Source organism: Klebsiella sp. 2680, assembly GCF_900198535.1.
Taxonomy (GTDB): domain Bacteria; phylum Pseudomonadota; class Gammaproteobacteria; order Enterobacterales; family Enterobacteriaceae; genus Klebsiella; species Klebsiella indica.
In genome coordinates, this window is the sequence record NZ_FZNJ01000002.1 from 688,845 (window position 1) to 706,281 (window position 17,437).

General features: G+C 49.4%; 16 protein-coding genes. 8 read left to right on the forward strand and 8 right to left on the reverse strand.

Annotated elements, in window-relative coordinates; translation table 11 throughout:
* Nucleotides 1-12 precede the first annotated feature (12 nt).
* From FN037_RS10675 to FN037_RS10695, 5 genes are all read right to left on the reverse strand, one after another.
* Nucleotides 13-1,065 (reverse strand): PotD/PotF family extracellular solute-binding protein, encoded by a 1,053-nt coding sequence (locus FN037_RS10675; RefSeq protein WP_185929249.1) that lies wholly within the window; start codon nucleotides 1,063-1,065, stop codon nucleotides 13-15.
* Nucleotides 1,066-1,295: 230 nt separating this feature from the next.
* The gene (locus FN037_RS10680; RefSeq protein WP_221887622.1) at nucleotides 1,296-1,763 is read right to left on the reverse strand and encodes an Lrp/AsnC family transcriptional regulator; all 468 of its coding nucleotides are present in this window, start codon (nucleotides 1,761-1,763) and stop codon (nucleotides 1,296-1,298) included.
* Between the two features lie 392 nt (nucleotides 1,764-2,155).
* Complete coding sequence (locus FN037_RS10685) at nucleotides 2,156-3,535, reverse strand: MFS transporter (RefSeq protein ID WP_221887623.1); 1,380 nt, start codon at nucleotides 3,533-3,535, stop codon at nucleotides 2,156-2,158.
* A 590-nt stretch (nucleotides 3,536-4,125) separates the two neighbouring features.
* A complete protein-coding gene (locus FN037_RS10690; protein WP_142502190.1) occupies nucleotides 4,126-5,709 on the reverse strand; it encodes a gamma-glutamyltransferase in 1,584 nt (527 codons plus the stop codon).
* Between the two features lie 127 nt (nucleotides 5,710-5,836).
* Nucleotides 5,837-7,015, reverse strand: coding sequence for a M24 family metallopeptidase (locus FN037_RS10695; protein WP_142502191.1), 1,179 nt, complete (start codon nucleotides 7,013-7,015; stop codon nucleotides 5,837-5,839).
* 148 nt (nucleotides 7,016-7,163) lie between these two features.
* Between FN037_RS10695 and FN037_RS10700 the strand changes: the two genes are divergently transcribed.
* Nucleotides 7,164-8,087 (forward strand): LysR substrate-binding domain-containing protein, encoded by a 924-nt coding sequence (locus tag FN037_RS10700; RefSeq protein ID WP_142502192.1) that lies wholly within the window; start codon nucleotides 7,164-7,166, stop codon nucleotides 8,085-8,087.
* 35 nt (nucleotides 8,088-8,122) lie between these two features.
* Here FN037_RS10700 and FN037_RS10705 read toward each other — a convergent pair whose 3' ends face one another.
* The 3 genes from FN037_RS10705 to FN037_RS10715 form a co-directional block, all read right to left on the reverse strand.
* The gene (locus tag FN037_RS10705) at nucleotides 8,123-8,794 is read right to left on the reverse strand and encodes a dihydrodipicolinate reductase (RefSeq protein WP_142502193.1); all 672 of its coding nucleotides are present in this window, start codon (nucleotides 8,792-8,794) and stop codon (nucleotides 8,123-8,125) included.
* A gap of 330 nt (nucleotides 8,795-9,124) precedes the next feature.
* Nucleotides 9,125-9,610 (reverse strand): hypothetical protein, encoded by a 486-nt coding sequence (locus FN037_RS10710; RefSeq protein WP_142502428.1) that lies wholly within the window; start codon nucleotides 9,608-9,610, stop codon nucleotides 9,125-9,127.
* Nucleotides 9,594-10,418: a helix-turn-helix domain-containing protein gene (locus FN037_RS10715; RefSeq protein ID WP_142502194.1), complete on the reverse strand. Its 825-nt coding sequence runs from the start codon at nucleotides 10,416-10,418 to the stop codon at nucleotides 9,594-9,596. The genes FN037_RS10710 and FN037_RS10715 overlap by 17 nt, the downstream gene beginning before the upstream one ends.
* A 799-nt stretch (nucleotides 10,419-11,217) precedes the next feature.
* Here FN037_RS10715 and FN037_RS10720 point away from each other — a divergent pair.
* The 7 genes from FN037_RS10720 (at nucleotide 11,218) to FN037_RS10750 (ending at nucleotide 17,434) form a co-directional block, all read left to right on the forward strand.
* Entirely contained in the window at nucleotides 11,218-11,718 is a 501-nt protein-coding gene (locus FN037_RS10720) for a LuxR C-terminal-related transcriptional regulator (RefSeq protein ID WP_138361727.1), read from the forward strand.
* A 40-nt stretch (nucleotides 11,719-11,758) separates the two neighbouring features.
* On the forward strand, nucleotides 11,759-12,310 hold the full coding sequence (fimA, locus tag FN037_RS10725; protein ID WP_138361726.1) for a type 1 fimbrial major subunit FimA: 552 nt from the start codon (nucleotides 11,759-11,761) through the stop codon (nucleotides 12,308-12,310).
* Between the two features lie 67 nt (nucleotides 12,311-12,377).
* Nucleotides 12,378-12,917, forward strand: a complete 540-nt coding sequence (locus FN037_RS10730; RefSeq protein ID WP_138361725.1) for a fimbrial protein — start codon at nucleotides 12,378-12,380, stop codon at nucleotides 12,915-12,917.
* A 46-nt stretch (nucleotides 12,918-12,963) separates the two neighbouring features.
* Complete coding sequence (locus tag FN037_RS10735; RefSeq protein WP_171034896.1) at nucleotides 12,964-13,677, forward strand: fimbria/pilus periplasmic chaperone; 714 nt, start codon at nucleotides 12,964-12,966, stop codon at nucleotides 13,675-13,677.
* A gap of 72 nt (nucleotides 13,678-13,749) precedes the next feature.
* A complete protein-coding gene (locus tag FN037_RS10740) occupies nucleotides 13,750-16,377 on the forward strand; it encodes a fimbrial biogenesis usher protein (protein ID WP_142502195.1) in 2,628 nt (875 codons plus the stop codon).
* Between the two features lie 13 nt (nucleotides 16,378-16,390).
* A complete protein-coding gene (locus FN037_RS10745) occupies nucleotides 16,391-16,918 on the forward strand; it encodes a fimbrial protein (protein ID WP_260607871.1) in 528 nt (175 codons plus the stop codon).
* Nucleotides 16,919-16,930: 12 nt separating this feature from the next.
* Complete coding sequence (locus FN037_RS10750; protein ID WP_142502197.1) at nucleotides 16,931-17,434, forward strand: fimbrial protein; 504 nt, start codon at nucleotides 16,931-16,933, stop codon at nucleotides 17,432-17,434.
* Nucleotides 17,435-17,437 lie beyond the last annotated feature (3 nt).

Sequence of the window (17,437 nt, forward strand, 5' to 3'; positions counted from 1 at the left end):
CTGATAACTTAACTACCTGAATGTTCTGTTAAACTCTGAAAACCATTGTGAACGATTAGCGGCGACTTTGTGCCAGTCTACCGTTTTAATATTTCCGGCTGCTGGACCATAAGTCAAAATAGTGTTAGCGATGTCTGATGGCAGACGGACATTGGTTGCAGGACCATAACGGAAAAAGCTGGCAATGCCGCCGACAAATTCATCACTTAATGCTTGTTCAAGAAAAGCAGCTACTGCCTCTGGATGTTTACTATTTTTTATTGGACAGAAATAAGAACGTCCAGCATACAAACCTTCCTGTGGAATAACGATTTTAAGTGGCAGCCCAGACGAAATCATCGCATTAATCCGTCCATCCCAAAAACCTCCCGCCAAAACTTCTTCCTGCTGAAAGAGCTGCTGGAGATTGACAGTTGAAGGAGTCAATGAATTAGTATTTGGGAAAATTTTTGCGAATGCATCAAACCCTGGTTTCATATTATCAAGACTACCACCATTGGCTTCAGCTAACGCAATCAGGGTTAATAACCCTCCATTATTTTCCAGATTAAATAAACCCACCCTCCCCTTAAGTTCTTTATGAGCCAGGTCGGCATAAGAAGTAATAGCATTCTTTACATATTTTGTATTATATGCCAGGGCCATTGCTGAAATCGAAAACGGGAGACCATAATCACCAAACTCCCGCATATTAGGTAAGATTTTTTCAATACCCTTAATTTCGCCTGGCGATGTCGCGGCAATAACATCAGAGGTCATTAGCTGCGGTACTGAAGGGCTATCACATAAAATAATATCGAATGGTGGATCATCTGGTGTGGCTATTACACGTGTTACCGCCGTCGCACTGGCTCCAGGCATGAAACTCACCTTAAGACCCGTTCTTTTTTCAAGTGGTTCAGCAATGAGTTTCTTCATCAATCGGTCATAGTCACCGCCATAGCCATTAACCCGCAGAGTCACACCATCAAATCTTTTATCCTGTGCTCGTACTATAGCGGGCGCGGCGAATGCGGTCATTACAGTCGTCGCTGTCATTAATTTTAAAAATGTTCTGCGCTTCATATTACAGTCTCCTGCCTCCCCCAACATCTAAAAAATGTCACATACTTACTGCGTTCTTTTTATGTCATTATCACTATTATTTTGCAGTTTTCCTGCGTTTTACCCTATTTATTTGCCGATAAAAATCGCATTCAATGTTTAATAATATTAAAATATGCAGAATAATAAGATTTTATTATGAAAAACATCAAATGAAGAATAAATGCCTATGATAATATAGAGTGCAATTGTTATCTAATGGGAATCGTAAACCCTGTTTTGACACGATCGATAACAACCATAGTTTTAAAGTTTTTTATATCATGGTTGCCATAGAAAAACTTTCTGGTGAAATTTTCATAATCCTCCATATCCTGCGCGGTAATCACTAATACAAAATCGGCGTCACCAGTAACATAAAAACCCAGCATAATTTCAGGTGTTGCTCTGATCGCGGACTTAAAGCGATCAATAATATCTGCACGTTCCCTTTCTAATGAGACTTCTACCAGAGTTATTAATGTTTGACCAACAGCTCGAGGATCAATCACTGAAATATCCTTTTCGATCACGTGCGCAGAACGGAGCTTTTTTAATCTTCTCTGACAGGCCGTGGAAGATAACCCTACCATTTCCCCAAGTTGCTCAGTAGTTATTCGATTATTATCCTGGATGACTCTAAGTAATTTCTTATCTAAACCGTCGATAGGCATTTTCATGCAAAGCTCCATGTTGATACAAGATATGTTCGTTTTTATTGTTAATACCTAAGCAAGATTACCCGCTATTAGTAGCACAGGATTTCATAGATAATACATGTATCCCCGTCATACTCAAGGTGACATCGACGCTGGCAATAGCGCTTCCCATCCCTGGTTCTCGCCTTCACGGGCGTATTCATTACAGCCACGTACGAATGTTGGCTCCCGGAAATTCACTGGGTCACCGCATGATTTTGCCTACAACCTTAGGTCTGATTGAAGAATTTTCAACTCATTTGCTGACTGATAATAATTTTCCACCCTCAGTTTGAGTCATAAAATGCTTGCGGCAGTGATGCCGACAAGCATTTTAAAGCAAGATCATTTGTTAACTACATTCTTCCAGATGACTATTTGCAGTCCTCGGCGGTAGCCATTTTTTGAGTAGCAACCAAATCTTCCAGAACATCATCGATTGAACGGCGACTAGTTTCAACGCCAAGAAAAAGCATTGCTATCGCTTGAATCAGGAATAGTGCGGCAATCACCCCAAGTACGAGCAACAGTCCTCCCTGCTCAAACAAGCTCACAATAATGAAAGGCGTAACAATGGATGAGATCCGAGCGATGCCAATACAAAAAGAGTTGCAACGCATACGTACTTCCGTAGGAAACAATTCAGGAAGATAAACCGCTTGCACGGTAGCCAACAGAAAAAAGACTGCGACAAAAGTGGCGAAACCAATGATGGTCACCATCAATTGCGTTGAAGCATAACCAAACAGCAGCGCCATTAATGCCGCGATCAGCGAGCCAAAAATAATCGCTTTTCGCCGACCAAGGCGGTCAGCCAGCAATTGCGCGAAGAACGCCCCAACCGGTCCACCACACGCCATCAGTACCGTATGGGCCAAAGATTGATTTAGCGACATTCCCTGATTCGTCAGAAACGTTGGTACCCAACTGACCAGACCATAAACCGCAGCAAACATCACAACCTGCAAGATAGTTCCCAGAAGCAGCGGACGGATAAACTTACGCTGAAAAATGCGTTCAGGCGCACGAACATCCATAGAATGGGGTTTGGTTAAAGAAATACCGCCAGAATTGGCTTCTTGTTCAATATTACTAACAATCTTATCCGCTTCACCATGGCGTCCCTGTAACTCCAGCCAGCGAGGTGATTCAGGGATCGCTTTGCGCATTAGCAGCAAAATAATCGCGGCGATCCCCGGTAACAGTAGCATAATTCTCCAGCCAAAATATGGAATTAGCAGAAAACTAAGTAATGTTGACGCCAACAAGCCAAATGAAGAGATCATTGACATCAGCGCCTGCCAGCGCCCACGCCTGGCTGGTGGCGTGAATTCAGCTAACGTGCTATACCCGACAACTAACTCAGCCCCCAATCCGATTCCACAAAGGAATCGAAAGAAAATGAGATAATGCATATCAGGCGCTATTGCGCACAGAATAGAGGCGATTCCGAAAATAGCCAGATTAAATTGAAAAGTCAGACGGCGACCGAATTTATCGGCGATAAGACCTGTACCAATGGTTCCAATCAACATGCCAGCAAACGTGGCAGAGACGAAAGCGGCATTCAGATCAAGGGTACTCCAACTTTGATTCAGCAGTACCGCCATTATTGCACCAGCAACATAAATATCGAAGTTATCAAGGAACATTCCCCCGGCAACCAGACCAAACAGTTTGCGGTGAAATTTGAGGATCGGCAATCTGTCAAGACGCGCCGCAGCCGAAAATCGGGACGTATTCATGTTAACCATGTTTTCACTCTCAATATGTTAACTACTGTGAAAATTCTCAAACGTTAACCATCCTTTATAAAAGACGAAATATAACCATCTCATATCACTATTAAAGGAGACGTTTGAATTACATTTGTTAAAGGCAGCATTAGCACGATACCGATAAATGCTGCTCTCCATATTTTCAGGGAATGAGTCCACTATTCACCCTTTCTATCACCGTGGTGTGATGAAAAGTCCCCGCTAATATCTAATGCACATTGCATGCCAAAACATAAATTCCCCCATAGTTTTTTTATTTCCATAAAAAACACTAACCCATTGATAAAACTGAAAATAAAAATATCACCTTCATAGCAAAGGTCATGAAAAGTGAATCCGCAAATAATCTGCAATATATTGGTGCACATTCACGATGCACTTGCACCAAATATTAAAAACAACATGAAAAATAAGAACGGAATAATAATGATCAGTAGAACAGGAATATATAAAGAAGAGGGAGAAAACCGATTATTGAAAGGCAATAGCGTAGATATATAAAAAATAAAAGAAGGGGATCGTGTTATTTTAATCTAACCTGACCCCCTTTGCTAAATATTCATCAGTCAAGGACAAACGGCATAACAGGAACGACGCGGATCGGCACCGGACATCCATCCACCATCCGCAGCGCGTTGTATTGCATTAACGCCACCAAGTAATACTGACCAGTCACCAACATCAACGCCATGTTTACCCATGTGTGCAAGCTGCTCTACCCACTGTCGGGATATCCGTGACTCATACATGACATCGCTGCCGCTATCATGTCTGATTCGTGGCGCTTCGATCGCTGCCTGCAAATTCATGCCATGCTCAAACACATTAATTAATACCTGGAAAAGCGTCTGCGGTTGCCCATGATCGCCTGGCGTAGCGATCGCGATTTCACATCCCTCAGCACTGGTTAATAACGCCGGGCACAGCGTATGGAAAGGTCGTTTTCCTGGTGCAAGTCTGTGCGCTGAATCATCCAGCCGTTCAAGGTACAGACGATTATGCATCACGATACCGGTTGAAGGTGACATCACCCCTGAGCCAAAATCTTCAAACAGGCTCTGCACCCAACTGACAGCATTCCCCCATTGATCAACCACAACCAGTGTACTGGTATCGCCTCCCCCTCTTCTCGTTTCAATTGCTGCGTTATCAGCAGAACTGAGTAACGTCGTCAGGTTATCGCAACTAAAAAAGTCATCAGGCAGAACACCGCCCCATTGCGGGTCAAGGGCATAACGTTCCCGGCACTGAAATGCGATCTCTTTCAGCTGTAGATAGAGTGCCGGGGTAAGGTTCTTGACTATATGCCCATCATGCCCATCCTTGCGTAACTGTTCCCAAAGGCCGGCCAATACACCCAATGCCAACCCCTGCGAATTTGGCGGTGCGAAATGCAGTTGGTGTCCGTAAAATGCCACCTGTGGAGCAACTGTGACGGAGGTTCGATGCTGTTCCAGATCGCTAAGCTCAAGCAAGCCGCCCTTACTTTTAAGATCCTGAACCAGCATTTTCCCGATTTCACCGCCATAGAATGACCGAACCCCATCGCGAGCAATACTCTTCAGCGTTTTAGCCAGTGCCGGTTGCGGAATACGTTCACCCAGACGTCGGCTACCGGTCTCGCCAAAAATGGCTTTTAAATCAGCATCTGCAAACGTCCGCTCGCGATAGGCCTGCGAAGAGAGATAGGCACCAAGGTATACATCAACTTCTGAGCCCGTTGCCGCCAGCTCGTAGGCTTCTTGTAGCAATTGCGCTAACGAAAAAGAAGCTGAACCAAATAATGAATGGGCGCTCCCCCAGGCATCAATTAATCCGCATACTGAAACAGGCAATGCACCACGTTGCGGCAGACTGCTCAGCCCTTTTGCGGCAATAAAATCGGCATTCATGGTTGCTGGTGCGGCACCACTGCCATTGATCGCGCTCACTTTCCGCGTTTTAGCATCATAATACAACGCAAAACAATCGCCGCCGATGCCATTCATATGCGGCAACGCCACACATAACGTTGCCGACGCGGCTATTGCCGCATCAATGGCGTTTCCTCCCGCCCGCAATACTGCGGCTCCCGCCTGGGAAGCACGGTGATGTCCGCTGACGACCATTCCGTTGTCCGAAAATATTATCGGCCGAAGAATCTGCTGCATGAATACCTCTTTCCTTTATCAAAACTATCAATCCCCGCACAGACAATCATGAAAGTTCAACGTCCTCTGTTACCCCCGCTATAAGAACGCACGGGTATAAAATAGCGGGGCATAATCGCTTGTTTACTTACGAGCGATGGAAAAGCTGTCTTGGGAAATCGGCAAAGGTCTTTGCGCCATCTTTGGTTACAACAAATGATTCGCTAATGACTAAGCCATATTTTTCCAGCCACAAGGCGGGAATACAGTGAAACGTCATATTCTCTTCCATCACCGTTTTATCCCCGGCGCGTAGACTGCAGGTAAGCTCTCCCCAGGTCGGGGGGTAGCCGATACCGACCGGATAACCAATACGCGAATCTTTCTCAATACCATGGCGTGAAATCACCTCTTTCCAGGCTGCCTCTAGTTCTTCAAGCGTACGGCCTGGTCGTACCGCCGCCAGCACGGCCTCCAGACCTTCAGCGACGACATCAGCCAACCGTGAAATTTCAGCGGGCGGCGTGCCCATATAAATGCAGCGGGATAGCGGAGAGTGATAACGATGTCGGGTTCCCCCCATTTCGATATAAAACATTTCATCTTTACGCAGCGGCTGATCCGTCCAGCTCAAATGAGGGGCAGCGCAGAGTTCGCCGACCATTGCATTCGGTGGCTTACAGGGAAACGTTCCGCCAATCTTTTCCGTTCCTCCGACAGTAGCCTTATATAGCTCGCCCATGACATCAGACTGACGTACGCCAATCGCAGCAGTATCCAGCGCAGCCTGCATGCCCGCCATCGCCAGTTGTCCCGCCTCCATCATGTACTGAATTTCGGTTTCTGATTTAACCAGACGCACCCAGTTGATAAGCAGAAACGCATCCTGGAAAGTACATTCAGGCAGCGCAGAGGTCAGAATTTGATGCCATCGAGCGGTGTAATAATAATCGTCCATCTCAACACCGATAGTGGCTTTAGACCAACCACGTTCTTTAATCAGCGAGGCAAGAAACTGCATCGGATGACGTTCACTGGTCGCGACATAATTGTCCGGATACTCCACGATATATTCATCAGGCATATAGACAGTGAAGCGAGCCCCCACTGCATCCATACGTCGGCCATACCAGATAGGCAAAGGTTCATCAATATGGACCAGTACCATCTGCGGTGTGTAAAACGACCATCCGTCATAGCCGGTCAAATAAAACTGATTGGCTGGACTTGCCACGAGCAGTAAATCGATTCCTGCAGATTTCATGCGTTGTCTGGTACGTTCAAGACGCTGGAGAAATTCCGCCTGCTCAAATAACGTTATTTTCATTAACCATATCCTTAAATCATCGCCTGCCAGAATAATGACGCCCGCCCGAGGGTCTGCTCTCGAATCATTTGACGAGTACGTTTTTACTATCACAAAACGACTTCATAATGTAAAATGACGAAATCTATGTTTTTTTATACTTTTAGTTATGGCAAAACCTAATTTTCGACAACTCGAAGTTTTCCGTACGCTAATGCAAACATTTAGCGTTTCGGAAACCGCAGTTCGCCTGCACGTCACACAGCCTGCAGTCAGCAAGACTCTGGCGGCCCTGGAGGAATTAGTCGGTTTGCCGCTTTTTAAGCGGGTACGCGGACGCCTGGTCCCTACCGTGGCGGCAGAACGCTTAGGCGTTGATGTAGACCGTATTTTTGCCCATATGGATCTGTTGATGAGCGACATATCGGGGATGCAAACCGCTAGTGAAGGTTATCTGACTATCTCAGCAGTACCTGCTATGGCCGCAACCCTGATAGGCAAGTGCGCGGGGTCGTTTCAGGACTCGCGTGCGCGTACGCGTATCCTGCTGTCAGCAAGAATGTCACCGGATGCGGTGGAGGATGTCATCCGCCACCGTTCAGAACTTGCCTTTATTCACGGCGCGCCGACAGAGCCTGAAGCGAATGGACGGATGCTGGGAGAATCTGAATTTGTTTGCGCCATGCGCGCCGATCATCCGCTTGCCGCGCTGGATACTATTACCCCGGCGGATCTCGCCGGGCAGCCGATGATCTTCCTTGACCGTAGCTCACCGCCCAGCCACAGCGTGCGAGAGCGTTTTGCGGAGGAAAATGTTATTCCCCATATTGTGCTGGAAACCAATATGTCATTTGCCGCCCGTGCAGCTTTATTAAGCAGCCGCTCAATTGCCCTTATCGACTCATTGTTTGCTATTATTGATACGCAACCGGATATCGTTATCCGCAAATTTCGTCCACGGGTACCAATGCAAATCTTTTGTGTAACTTCGCCTCATCGGCCATTATCTCCTCTGGCTGAATTGTTTATCAACGAGGTCGAAAATTTCATTGCACATGATGTCAGCGATGCCAATTTAGCGCCCAGGACCTGACTCGCCCTAATACGCCTGCTGTTCAACTTGCCACCTCACAACCAACCGGCATTGACCAGTTCCATAATTTCATAGCGCCGGTTTTCTGGTTGATGGTTACTGATAGCATCAATAATACGCGCGGTTCCGTCAGCATAAGGCGATGAACCAAATACCCGTGACTCAAAACGCAACTGGCAGGCTCCGTCTGCGATCTCAATACGATGGATTGCATGACGAGCCAGATGTTGTTGCGGTACCCCAAATTCACTTTCCTGTATCTGTGGATCGCGTACCGATCGGATAGCATCTAACGGCAACCCAAGATACGTCCCCATTGCGGCAGCCGTGCCTGGGAGAGAGGTTTTGGTCATCTGATGTGACTCCGCTAACGTAATATGGCTGGTGTTGAAAAGATGCCCACTGGTTTGCAGCATACTCATAAATTTCAACATCAGAATATTGACGTTAGGGCAATGAATTAACGGAAACGTTAACGACTCCTCGGGTAATGCTGTCCCGGTAGAGAGTTCAACCAGCACCGAACCGGTTGTACGGCAAAAATCGATAACCTCCGGCAACTGCCGCCCCGACCCCGCATGGATAACAATGGATTTTTCTGCGGTCAGCCTGCGGTTTTCCCATGGAACTACAGTGTATTGCGGCTCCAGTTGCATTGCCAAAAGCTCGGTAGCCAGTTTGCCGACACCAACAATAATCACATACATATACAAAACCCCTCTAAAACCAAATTAGGATAAAATAGACGCCAGGCTGGTCGCACCAAATCGTCGATCACATTGCGTGAATTCAGCACGAATTATGTAATCGGAGCAATTACCCCAGAAAATCATCGACGGACTCAGACTGCGTCAATCATAGCATTACTCTCTCGTCACGACAGACAGCCTGAATACTAAATGATTATGGCAAGCGGGGTATTGAAACCATACCTCATGTCTGCGGATTCTGAGCGTACCTGATGCGGCTCACTGAATATAAGTCAGAGACCATATATAAGACCACCTTATATCAATAAACGTATTTTTCAATAAAAATCAATTAGATACACATATCAATGCCGGTGAATACAGGTTTTGTATCACATAGGCATTTTTCATCTTCTGGATTTTGATATACCGTCCGGAATTTGGATCCGGACTAAAAAAAACTTTCTGCATTACACTTTCAACCATGTTGTCCGCCTCTCTTTTGGAAAGCGAGGTTCTGACTAAGTGGTAAATATTATTGCCCTGATTTTCATATTCAAAATGATACGATCTTGCAACGTTGTAACGGGTATCGTTGAGCATTACCTTGCCTGACACATCAAAATATCCGGAATGATTATCCCGCATAATTAAGAAAGTCTTCAATTGGGCATCAAACGCGGGTGACGTGGATTCAATACGCAAATTTGCTGAACAATCAAAACCACGTCTATGATGACCGGCGTAGATCAACAGGCCAAAAACCAAAATGAGGCATAACACTGCAGAGATAATATACCCCCTAACGCCCCGGCGTTTACTGAACAATTGCATAATCAGCCCTGTAATAGTTTTCACATGAATAAAAATCACCTTTTTTTTCATCTAAATATATGCAGTGCGCTAAAAATACCCGTCCCGGATTTCCTTTTAGTACCGTCTCTGCAACATTAAAGTAAAAAACACTGTTATCTGAACAGCGCATGCCCTCTTTTACGATGAGATCTTTGGCCATCGCAATAACCTGCTTTCTGTATTCCATCGGTACGATGCTAAAACTCTGAATCCGGCATTTTCCTGTATCCCCTAAAGAATAGACCTGAGCCTGCCCCGTCGACAAACGCGGATGATAAAAATCCGTTTTAAAGCCGACAAACAACAACGTAAACAGGAGCAGTGCAAAGCACATATACGAGGCGGCTTTAATCACCGCGACCGATACGCTGCTTTTTTCTTGGTCAGGGCGGTTTTCATGGTGATTAACACTGTCGCTGCCATGCTCTTTTTGCGCGTTAACCTCATGGGCAGGGGGCGTTATTCTCTCTATCACAATACGTTCAGACACCATAAATCCAACCCTGGGCACAGTAACAATAACGTCCTCGTCACAGCCCATATTCCTGAATACGGCTCTCAGATCCGAAATATACTTATTGAGACTATGGCTGGAAGTCCGTAATCCATGTGCATCCCAGACATTTTGCAGTATCTCATCCCGATAAACCACACGTTCTTTGTGGTCTAAAAGATATTTAAGCAGACGACTTGTTGTTGCCGTCAACGTGACGCCCGATTCATCATCGAGCCATAGCAGTCCATCATCACTGCGGAAATGAATCGTATCTTGAATTTTGTAGATCATATACTAGCCTTAACAATCATCCTCAGAAGCACACCCCCTCTATACACCTTGGTATATCAAGCATTTTATGCTGAAATTGGTTATATTTTTCTTATAATCCAGATTATAACACCTAAAAAACAAAAAAACAAAATACATATAACCAAATGAAAATGCGATGGTATTATTGTCCTCAGCAAAACGACGGGCTACCTGCCATCCTGTGCAACGCACAGCAGGCATGTCAGCGCAGCGACGCGTTCAACGTATCCGGACGCATTGGCAGTATCTGTCACCATGATGAAAATGAGGACAAAGACATGATCGCATAATAGTCACTCAGGCAATTAACGGCCTGATACAAGAAAGTGTTGCTAATGAGATTTTCCTTAGTGGAATAAAAGGACTAAAAGCAGTGCAAATACTCTTGCGCAAGCATTTTTATCGGGATATTTAAAATTGAGAAAAAGAAAATCTGACATGTTAAGGATAAGAAAATGCAGGTCCAGCAGAGAATGTTCCCTAAGAAAAATCCAATATAAAGAGTGTGCCTATTGTTCTGGTTAAAATGATAATCAGCCCCTATCGCATTTTTTATAAAAAACACTAACTTAAGGAAAAATTACGATAGATATATCTGTTTTTTATATAAAAACAAGATTATAACACCACAATAAACCACTCATGCAGACATAAGAACTTTTAGGGCTTCTACCGCATGTGTCATTGATATGGGCGATGATAGATTACTCTCAATTCGCTGAATGGTTTTATTAACGATGAGTTAAAGGTCAACCCAAGGATGAGATTGCGTTCAGATATGAATCTATCAAATAATATTTTATCTAAGGATAAATATTTTACTCTGGGCCTTATTGAATTGCTCGGGGTAGAGTTTATTGACAATTTCTTCCTGATTATAGACCTGGATTGCAACGATCTTACGGGGGCGGAATGGATTTATTTTTCAAATAAGAACATTGTCGCCTTTGCATCCAATGACTTAGCTTTTTATAAGTCTGAACTATTTGAAAAAATAACCGTACTGGACAAAAAGAGTAACACGAAAAGTATCCTGAACTTTTTCCTGAAAAAGGAAATGTCGGGCAATTACCATACAAAATTCCATCTGAGTCTGCGCGAAAAGCAGATGTTAAATATGTTGAGTAGAGGGGAAAGCAACCAGGAGATCGCAGAAGAGTTTGGCGTGAAACTTAAGACTATTTATACGCATCGCCGTAACCTGATGAATAAATTAGGTTGTAAAAACAGGATTATGTTTCAAAAGCTATTTTTTAACAACAAGTGTTTTATTAAGTGAAGCACCGCTTCCGAATTATTTAGTTAACAGGAGATTTATCATGAAAAAATTAGCACTCATCGTTGCTTCAGCACTGTCCCTGAGCTCTGCAGTCGCCCTGGCCGCCGAGTCCACGTCTACCACCGTCAATGGCGGTACGGTGCATTTTAAAGGAGAAGTAGTGAACGCCGCCTGTGCGGTTGATGCTGGTTCTCTCGACCAGACCGTACAGTTAGGCCAGGTGCGTTCGGCAAAACTGGCAAAAGCGGGCGCCACCAGCTCCGCTGTCGGTTTCAACATCCAGCTGGATGACTGTGATACCACGGTTGCAACCAAAGCTTCTATCGCGTTCGCCGGTACATCTATTGACAGCACCAACACCACCGTACTGGCGCTGCAAGGTTCCGCGGCGGGCAGCGCGACGAACGTCGGCGTACAGATCCTTGATCGCACCGGTACTCCGCTGGCGCTGGATGGCGCAACATTCGGCGCTGCCACCACGCTGAACGACGGTACTAACGTCATTCCGTTCCAGGCTCGCTACTACGCAACCGGTGCCGCCACTGCCGGTACTGCTAACGCTGACGCCACCTTTAAAGTTCAGTACGAGTAATTCATCAGGCAGGGAAGCATGTGGGGCCAGGATGGCCCGCTATCCGAATAAACCTGAGGTGATAAAGATGCAAAGGATGAAATCAGGTCTGTTGCTATTTTTGCTGCCACCGCTGGCGCTGGCCGGCAACCAGTGGAACGTCATGCTGCCCGGCGGCAGCATGCGTTTCCAGGGGATTGTCATTGCCGAGTCCTGCCGCGTTGAAGCGGGCGACCGCCAGATGACGGTCAGAATGGGGCAAATCAGCAGCAACCGCTTTCATTCCACAGGGGAAGATACCAATCCCATCCCCTTTGATATTCACCTGCAGGAGTGTAGTACCACCGTGAGCCAGCGCGTTGGCGTCGCGTTTCACGGCATCGCCGATGGTAAAAACCCGGACGTGCTCTCGGTTGGCGAGGGGCCGGGTATCGCTACCGGCATTGGTATCGCGCTGTTTGATAAAACCGGCAGGCAAATCCCGCTGAATGCGCCGCCTGCGTCATGGACACAGCTGCACACCGGCCCGACCACGCTGCACTTTGTCGCCAAATATCGTTCCACCGGGAATCAGGTCACCGGAGGCGCTGCAAATGCTCAGGCCTGGTTCTCCCTGACCTACCAGTAATCAGTACCGGTAACAGGAAATAACAGTGAGTAAGAAAGAGGTAAGCATGAAAAATACACTGGGTACCCTGCGTCGGATGCGCGGTTTACTGGCAGGTCTTTTACTGGCCGCCACAGCGGGCTTCAGCGTTCAGGCGGAAGCGGGCGTATCATTGGGCGCAACGCGCGTCATTTACCCGGCTGGACAAAAGCAGGTTCAGCTGGCGGTGACCAATAATGATGACAAAAGCACCTTTCTGATCCAGTCATGGGTGGAAAATGCCGACGGAGCAAAAGACGGCAGCTTTGTCATCACGCCGCCGCTGTTCGCCATGCAGGGGAAAAAAGAGAGTACCTTGCGCATCCTCGATGCCACCAGTAACCAGTTACCCCAGGACCGGGAAACCCTGTTCTGGCTGAACGTTAAAGCGATTCCGTCCATGGACAAATCAAAGCTTAGCGACAACACCCTGCAACTGGCGATTATCAGCCGTATCAAGCTCTACTACCGCCCGGCGAATCTGCCGCTGCCGCCGGATCAGGCTGCGGAAAAACTGCGGTTTCGCCGCAGCGCGGGCTCGCTGACGCTGATCAACCCTACGCCTTACTACCTGACGGTCACCGAACTTAATGCCGGTACCCGGGTGCTGAAAAATGCACTGGTTCCACCAAAAGGGGAAGCCAGCGTTAGTTTACCGTCCGATGCGGGTAGCGACATTACGTACCGGACGATTAACGACTACGGCGCGCTCACCCCGCGAATGAAAGGCGTAATGCAATAACTGTCCGGGGAGCAGCGTTCTCCCCGGAACGAAAAAATACCGAATGCCGGGCGATTTTGGACCGGAGGGACTATGTCACATCTTAAATATGGACCTGAGCGTTTGGATACCCGCCGTATGACCCCAGGATCTGTTCACCTTTTAGCTCAGATCCCCATTGCTCTTCTGCTTGCCTCCCCGGCTTTTTTCGCCCAGGCAGATCTCTATTTTAACCCTCGTTTTCTGGCGGACGATCCCGCAGCCGTGGCAGACCTGTCCGGCTTTGAAAAAGGGCAGGAACTCCCGCCAGGCACCTATCGTGTGGATATCTATCTGAATGATGGCTATATGACCACCCGCGATATCACCTTTAATGCCGGAGAAAACGGGCACGGGCTGACGCCCTGTCTGACCCGCGGACAGCTTGCCGGTATGGGCGTCAGTACGTCTGCCATTCCGGGAATGAACGCACTGGCGACTGACGTCTGCCTGCCATTAACTGAGCTCATCAAGGACGCAACCACCCGTTTCGACGTCGGTCAGCAGCGGCTCTGGCTGACTATCCCACAGGTGTTTATGGGCAACCGCGCCCGCGGCTATATTCCGCCCGAACTCTGGGATAACGGCATTAACGCCGGGCTGCTGAACTACAACTTTACCGGCAACAGCGTCCACAGCGGCGCAAACGGCAACAGCAACTATGCGTATCTGAATCTGCAGAGCGGGCTGAATATGGGCCCGTGGCGTCTGCGCGACAACACCACCTGGAGCTACAGCAGCGGCGGCAGCGCATCGACCAGTGAAAACAAGTGGCAGCACGTCAATACCTGGCTGGAGCGCGACATCACGTCGCTACGTTCCCGCCTGACGCTGGGCGACAGCTACACCAACGGCGATGTCTTCGACGGCATCAATTTTCGCGGGGCGCAGTTAGCGTCTGATGACAATATGCTGCCGGACAGTCAGAAAGGATTCGCACCAACGATCCACGGGATTGCCCGCGGCACGGCGCAGGTGTCGGTTAAACAAAACGGCTACGAGATTTACCAGAGTACGGTGCCGCCCGGCCCCTTCACCATCAACGATCTCTATGCCGCCGGTAATGGCGGCGACCTGCAGGTGACCATCAAAGAGGCGGATGGCAGCAGCCAGGTCTTCACCGTGCCCTACTCCTCTGTTCCGGTACTCCAGCGTGAGGGACATACCCGCTATGCCCTTACCGCCGGGAAGTACCGCAGCGGCAACGGCCAGCAGGACAAACCGGCATTTTTCCAGAGCACAGTGATGCGCGGGCTTCCCGCGGGCTGGACGCTGTACGGCGGCACGCAACTGGCGGATCGTTACCGCGCGTTTAATGTCGGCGTGGGTAAAAACCTGGGAGAACTGGGCGCCCTGTCGCTGGATATCACCCAGGCGAACGCCACCCTCCCCGATGACAGTGAGCATCAGGGGCAGTCGGTGCGCTTCCTCTATAACAAGTCGCTGACCGATACCGGCACCAATATCCAGCTGGTGGGTTACCGTTACTCCACGCGCGGCTATTTCAGCTTCGCCGACACCACATATCACCGGATGAGCGGCTACAGCGTCGAAACCCAGGACGGTGTCATTGACGTGAAGCCGACCTTCACCGATTACTACAACCTTGCTTATAACAAGCGTGGAAAAGTACAGCTAAGCGTCACCCAACAACTGGGGCGTACCGCCACCTTCTACCTGAGCGGCAGCCATCAGACTTACTGGGGAACCGGCAAAGCGGACCAGCAACTGCAGGCCGGGCTGAACGCCGCCGTCGACGACATCAACTGGACGCTGAGCTACAGCCTGACCCGAAACGCCTGGCAGCAGGGGCGCGACCAGATGCTGGCCGTCAATGTCAATATTCCGTTCAGCCACTGGCTACGCTCGGACAGCAAATCCGCCTGGCGACACGCCAGCGCCAGCTACAGCATGTCGAACGATCTGAACGGGCGGACCACCAGCCTCGCGGGGCTGTACGGCACGCTGCTGGAGGGCAACAACCTGAGCTACAGCGTGCAGACCGGCTACGCGGGCGGCGGCGATGGCGACAGCGGCGGTAGCGGCTACGCCGCGCTGAATTACCGCGGCGGTTACGGCAATGCCAACATCGGTTACAGCCACAGCGACAGCATTAAGCAGCTTTATTATGGCCTCAGCGGCGGCGTGCTGGCCCATGCCGATGGCGTCACGCTGAGCCAGCCGATGAACGATACCGTCGTGCTGATCAAAGCCCCCGGCGCCGACAATGTGAAGGTGGAAAATCAGACCGGCGTGCAGACTGACTGGCGCGGCTACGCCGTACTGCCCTACGCCACCGAATACCGTGAAAACCGAGTGGCGCTGGACACCAACACGCTGGCCGATAACGTCGATCTGGACGACGCGGTGGCCAGCGTGGTGCCGACTCACGGCGCAATTGTCCGCGCTGAATTTAAAGCCCACGTCGGCCTCAGGCTGCTGATGTCGCTTACCCACAACGGTAAGCCGGTTCCCTTCGGCGCGCTGGTCACGTCAGACAGCAGCCAGGGCGGCAGCATCGTGGCAGACAATGGCCAGGTCTATCTCAGCGGGATGCCGCTGGTCGGCAAAGTACAGGCGAAATGGGGTGAAGGCCCGGGCGCCAGTTGCGTGGCTGACTACCGGCTGCCGCCAGAAAGCCAGAATCAGACGCTGAGTCAGTTGTCAGCCACGTGCCGCTAAGGAAACCCTAATGATGAAAAAAACCTTCTGTCTGTTGAGCGCCCTCGTATCACTGGCGATGGCCAACGCCAGCGCGGCGGACAGCACCATCACCATCAGCGGCTACGTGCGGGATAACGCCTGCGCCGTCGCCGGCGAGTCAAAAGATTTTACCGTCGACCTGATGGATAACGCTGCAAAACAGTTCCATGCGGTGGGCGCCTCCACGCCGCTGGTTCCCTTTCGTATTGTGCTGTCTCCCTGCGGCAGTGCAGTCACCGCGGTGAAAGTGGGCTTTACCGGCGTAGCCGACAGCATCAATACCGATCTGCTGGCGCTCGACAGCGGGGCTTCAGCCGCGGCGGGCATTGGCGTGCAAATCCTTGATGGTCAACAGTCGGCGCTGCCGCTCAACGCCGACTCATCGGCCATTCCGTGGACCACGCTGACGCCGGGCCAGAGTAACACGCTGAACTTTTATGCCCGGCTGATGGCCACTCAGGTACCGGTCACCGCCGGGCACGTTAATGCAACCGCCACCTTCACCCTCGAATTTCAGTAACCGGAGACGCTAATGAAATGGACCTGTACCGGATGGCTTCTGGCAGCCATGCTGGCAACCACCCCCCCGGCGCTGCATGCCGCCGACGTCACCATTACCGTTAATGGCAAAGTGGTGGCAAAGCCGTGCACCGTTTCCACCACTAACGCAACCGTCGATCTCGGGGATCTCTACACCTTCAGCCTGGTCTCCGCCGGTTCTTCCTCGGCCTGGCACAGCGTGGCGCTTAACCTTAGCAACTGCCCGGTGGGTACATCGCGGGTCACCGCCAGTTTCAGCGGCACAGCGGACGCTACCGGCTATTACAAAAACCAGGGCACCGCCGGGAATATCCAGCTGGAGCTGCAGGATGACAGCGGCACCACGCTGAACACCGGCGCGACCAAATCGGTGCAGGTGGATGAGTCTACCCAGTCCGCCAGTTTCCCGCTGCAGGTACGCGCGCTGACGGTTAAGGGCGGCGCCACTCAGGGAACCATTCAGGCAGTGATTAACGTCACCTATACCTACGCCTGAACC

Coding starts and splice junctions, on each gene's coding strand:
- FN037_RS10675 (WP_185929249.1), bottom strand. CDS start 1,065: ATGAAGCGCAGAACATTTTTAAAATTAATGACAGCGACGACTGTAATG.
- FN037_RS10680 (WP_221887622.1), bottom strand. CDS start 1,763: ATGAAAATGCCTATCGACGGTTTAGATAAGAAATTACTTAGAGTCATC.
- FN037_RS10685 (WP_221887623.1), bottom strand. CDS start 3,535: ATGGTTAACATGAATACGTCCCGATTTTCGGCTGCGGCGCGTCTTGAC.
- FN037_RS10690 (WP_142502190.1), bottom strand. CDS start 5,709: ATGCAGCAGATTCTTCGGCCGATAATATTTTCGGACAACGGAATGGTC.
- FN037_RS10695 (WP_142502191.1), bottom strand. CDS start 7,015: ATGAAAATAACGTTATTTGAGCAGGCGGAATTTCTCCAGCGTCTTGAA.
- FN037_RS10700 (WP_142502192.1), top strand. CDS start 7,164: ATGGCAAAACCTAATTTTCGACAACTCGAAGTTTTCCGTACGCTAATG.
- FN037_RS10705 (WP_142502193.1), bottom strand. CDS start 8,794: ATGTATGTGATTATTGTTGGTGTCGGCAAACTGGCTACCGAGCTTTTG.
- FN037_RS10710 (WP_142502428.1), bottom strand. CDS start 9,610: ATGCAATTGTTCAGTAAACGCCGGGGCGTTAGGGGGTATATTATCTCT.
- FN037_RS10715 (WP_142502194.1), bottom strand. CDS start 10,418: ATGATCTACAAAATTCAAGATACGATTCATTTCCGCAGTGATGATGGA.
- FN037_RS10720 (WP_138361727.1), top strand. CDS start 11,218: ATGAATCTATCAAATAATATTTTATCTAAGGATAAATATTTTACTCTG.
- fimA (WP_138361726.1), top strand. CDS start 11,759: ATGAAAAAATTAGCACTCATCGTTGCTTCAGCACTGTCCCTGAGCTCT.
- FN037_RS10730 (WP_138361725.1), top strand. CDS start 12,378: ATGCAAAGGATGAAATCAGGTCTGTTGCTATTTTTGCTGCCACCGCTG.
- FN037_RS10735 (WP_171034896.1), top strand. CDS start 12,964: ATGAAAAATACACTGGGTACCCTGCGTCGGATGCGCGGTTTACTGGCA.
- FN037_RS10740 (WP_142502195.1), top strand. CDS start 13,750: ATGTCACATCTTAAATATGGACCTGAGCGTTTGGATACCCGCCGTATG.
- FN037_RS10745 (WP_260607871.1), top strand. CDS start 16,391: ATGAAAAAAACCTTCTGTCTGTTGAGCGCCCTCGTATCACTGGCGATG.
- FN037_RS10750 (WP_142502197.1), top strand. CDS start 16,931: ATGAAATGGACCTGTACCGGATGGCTTCTGGCAGCCATGCTGGCAACC.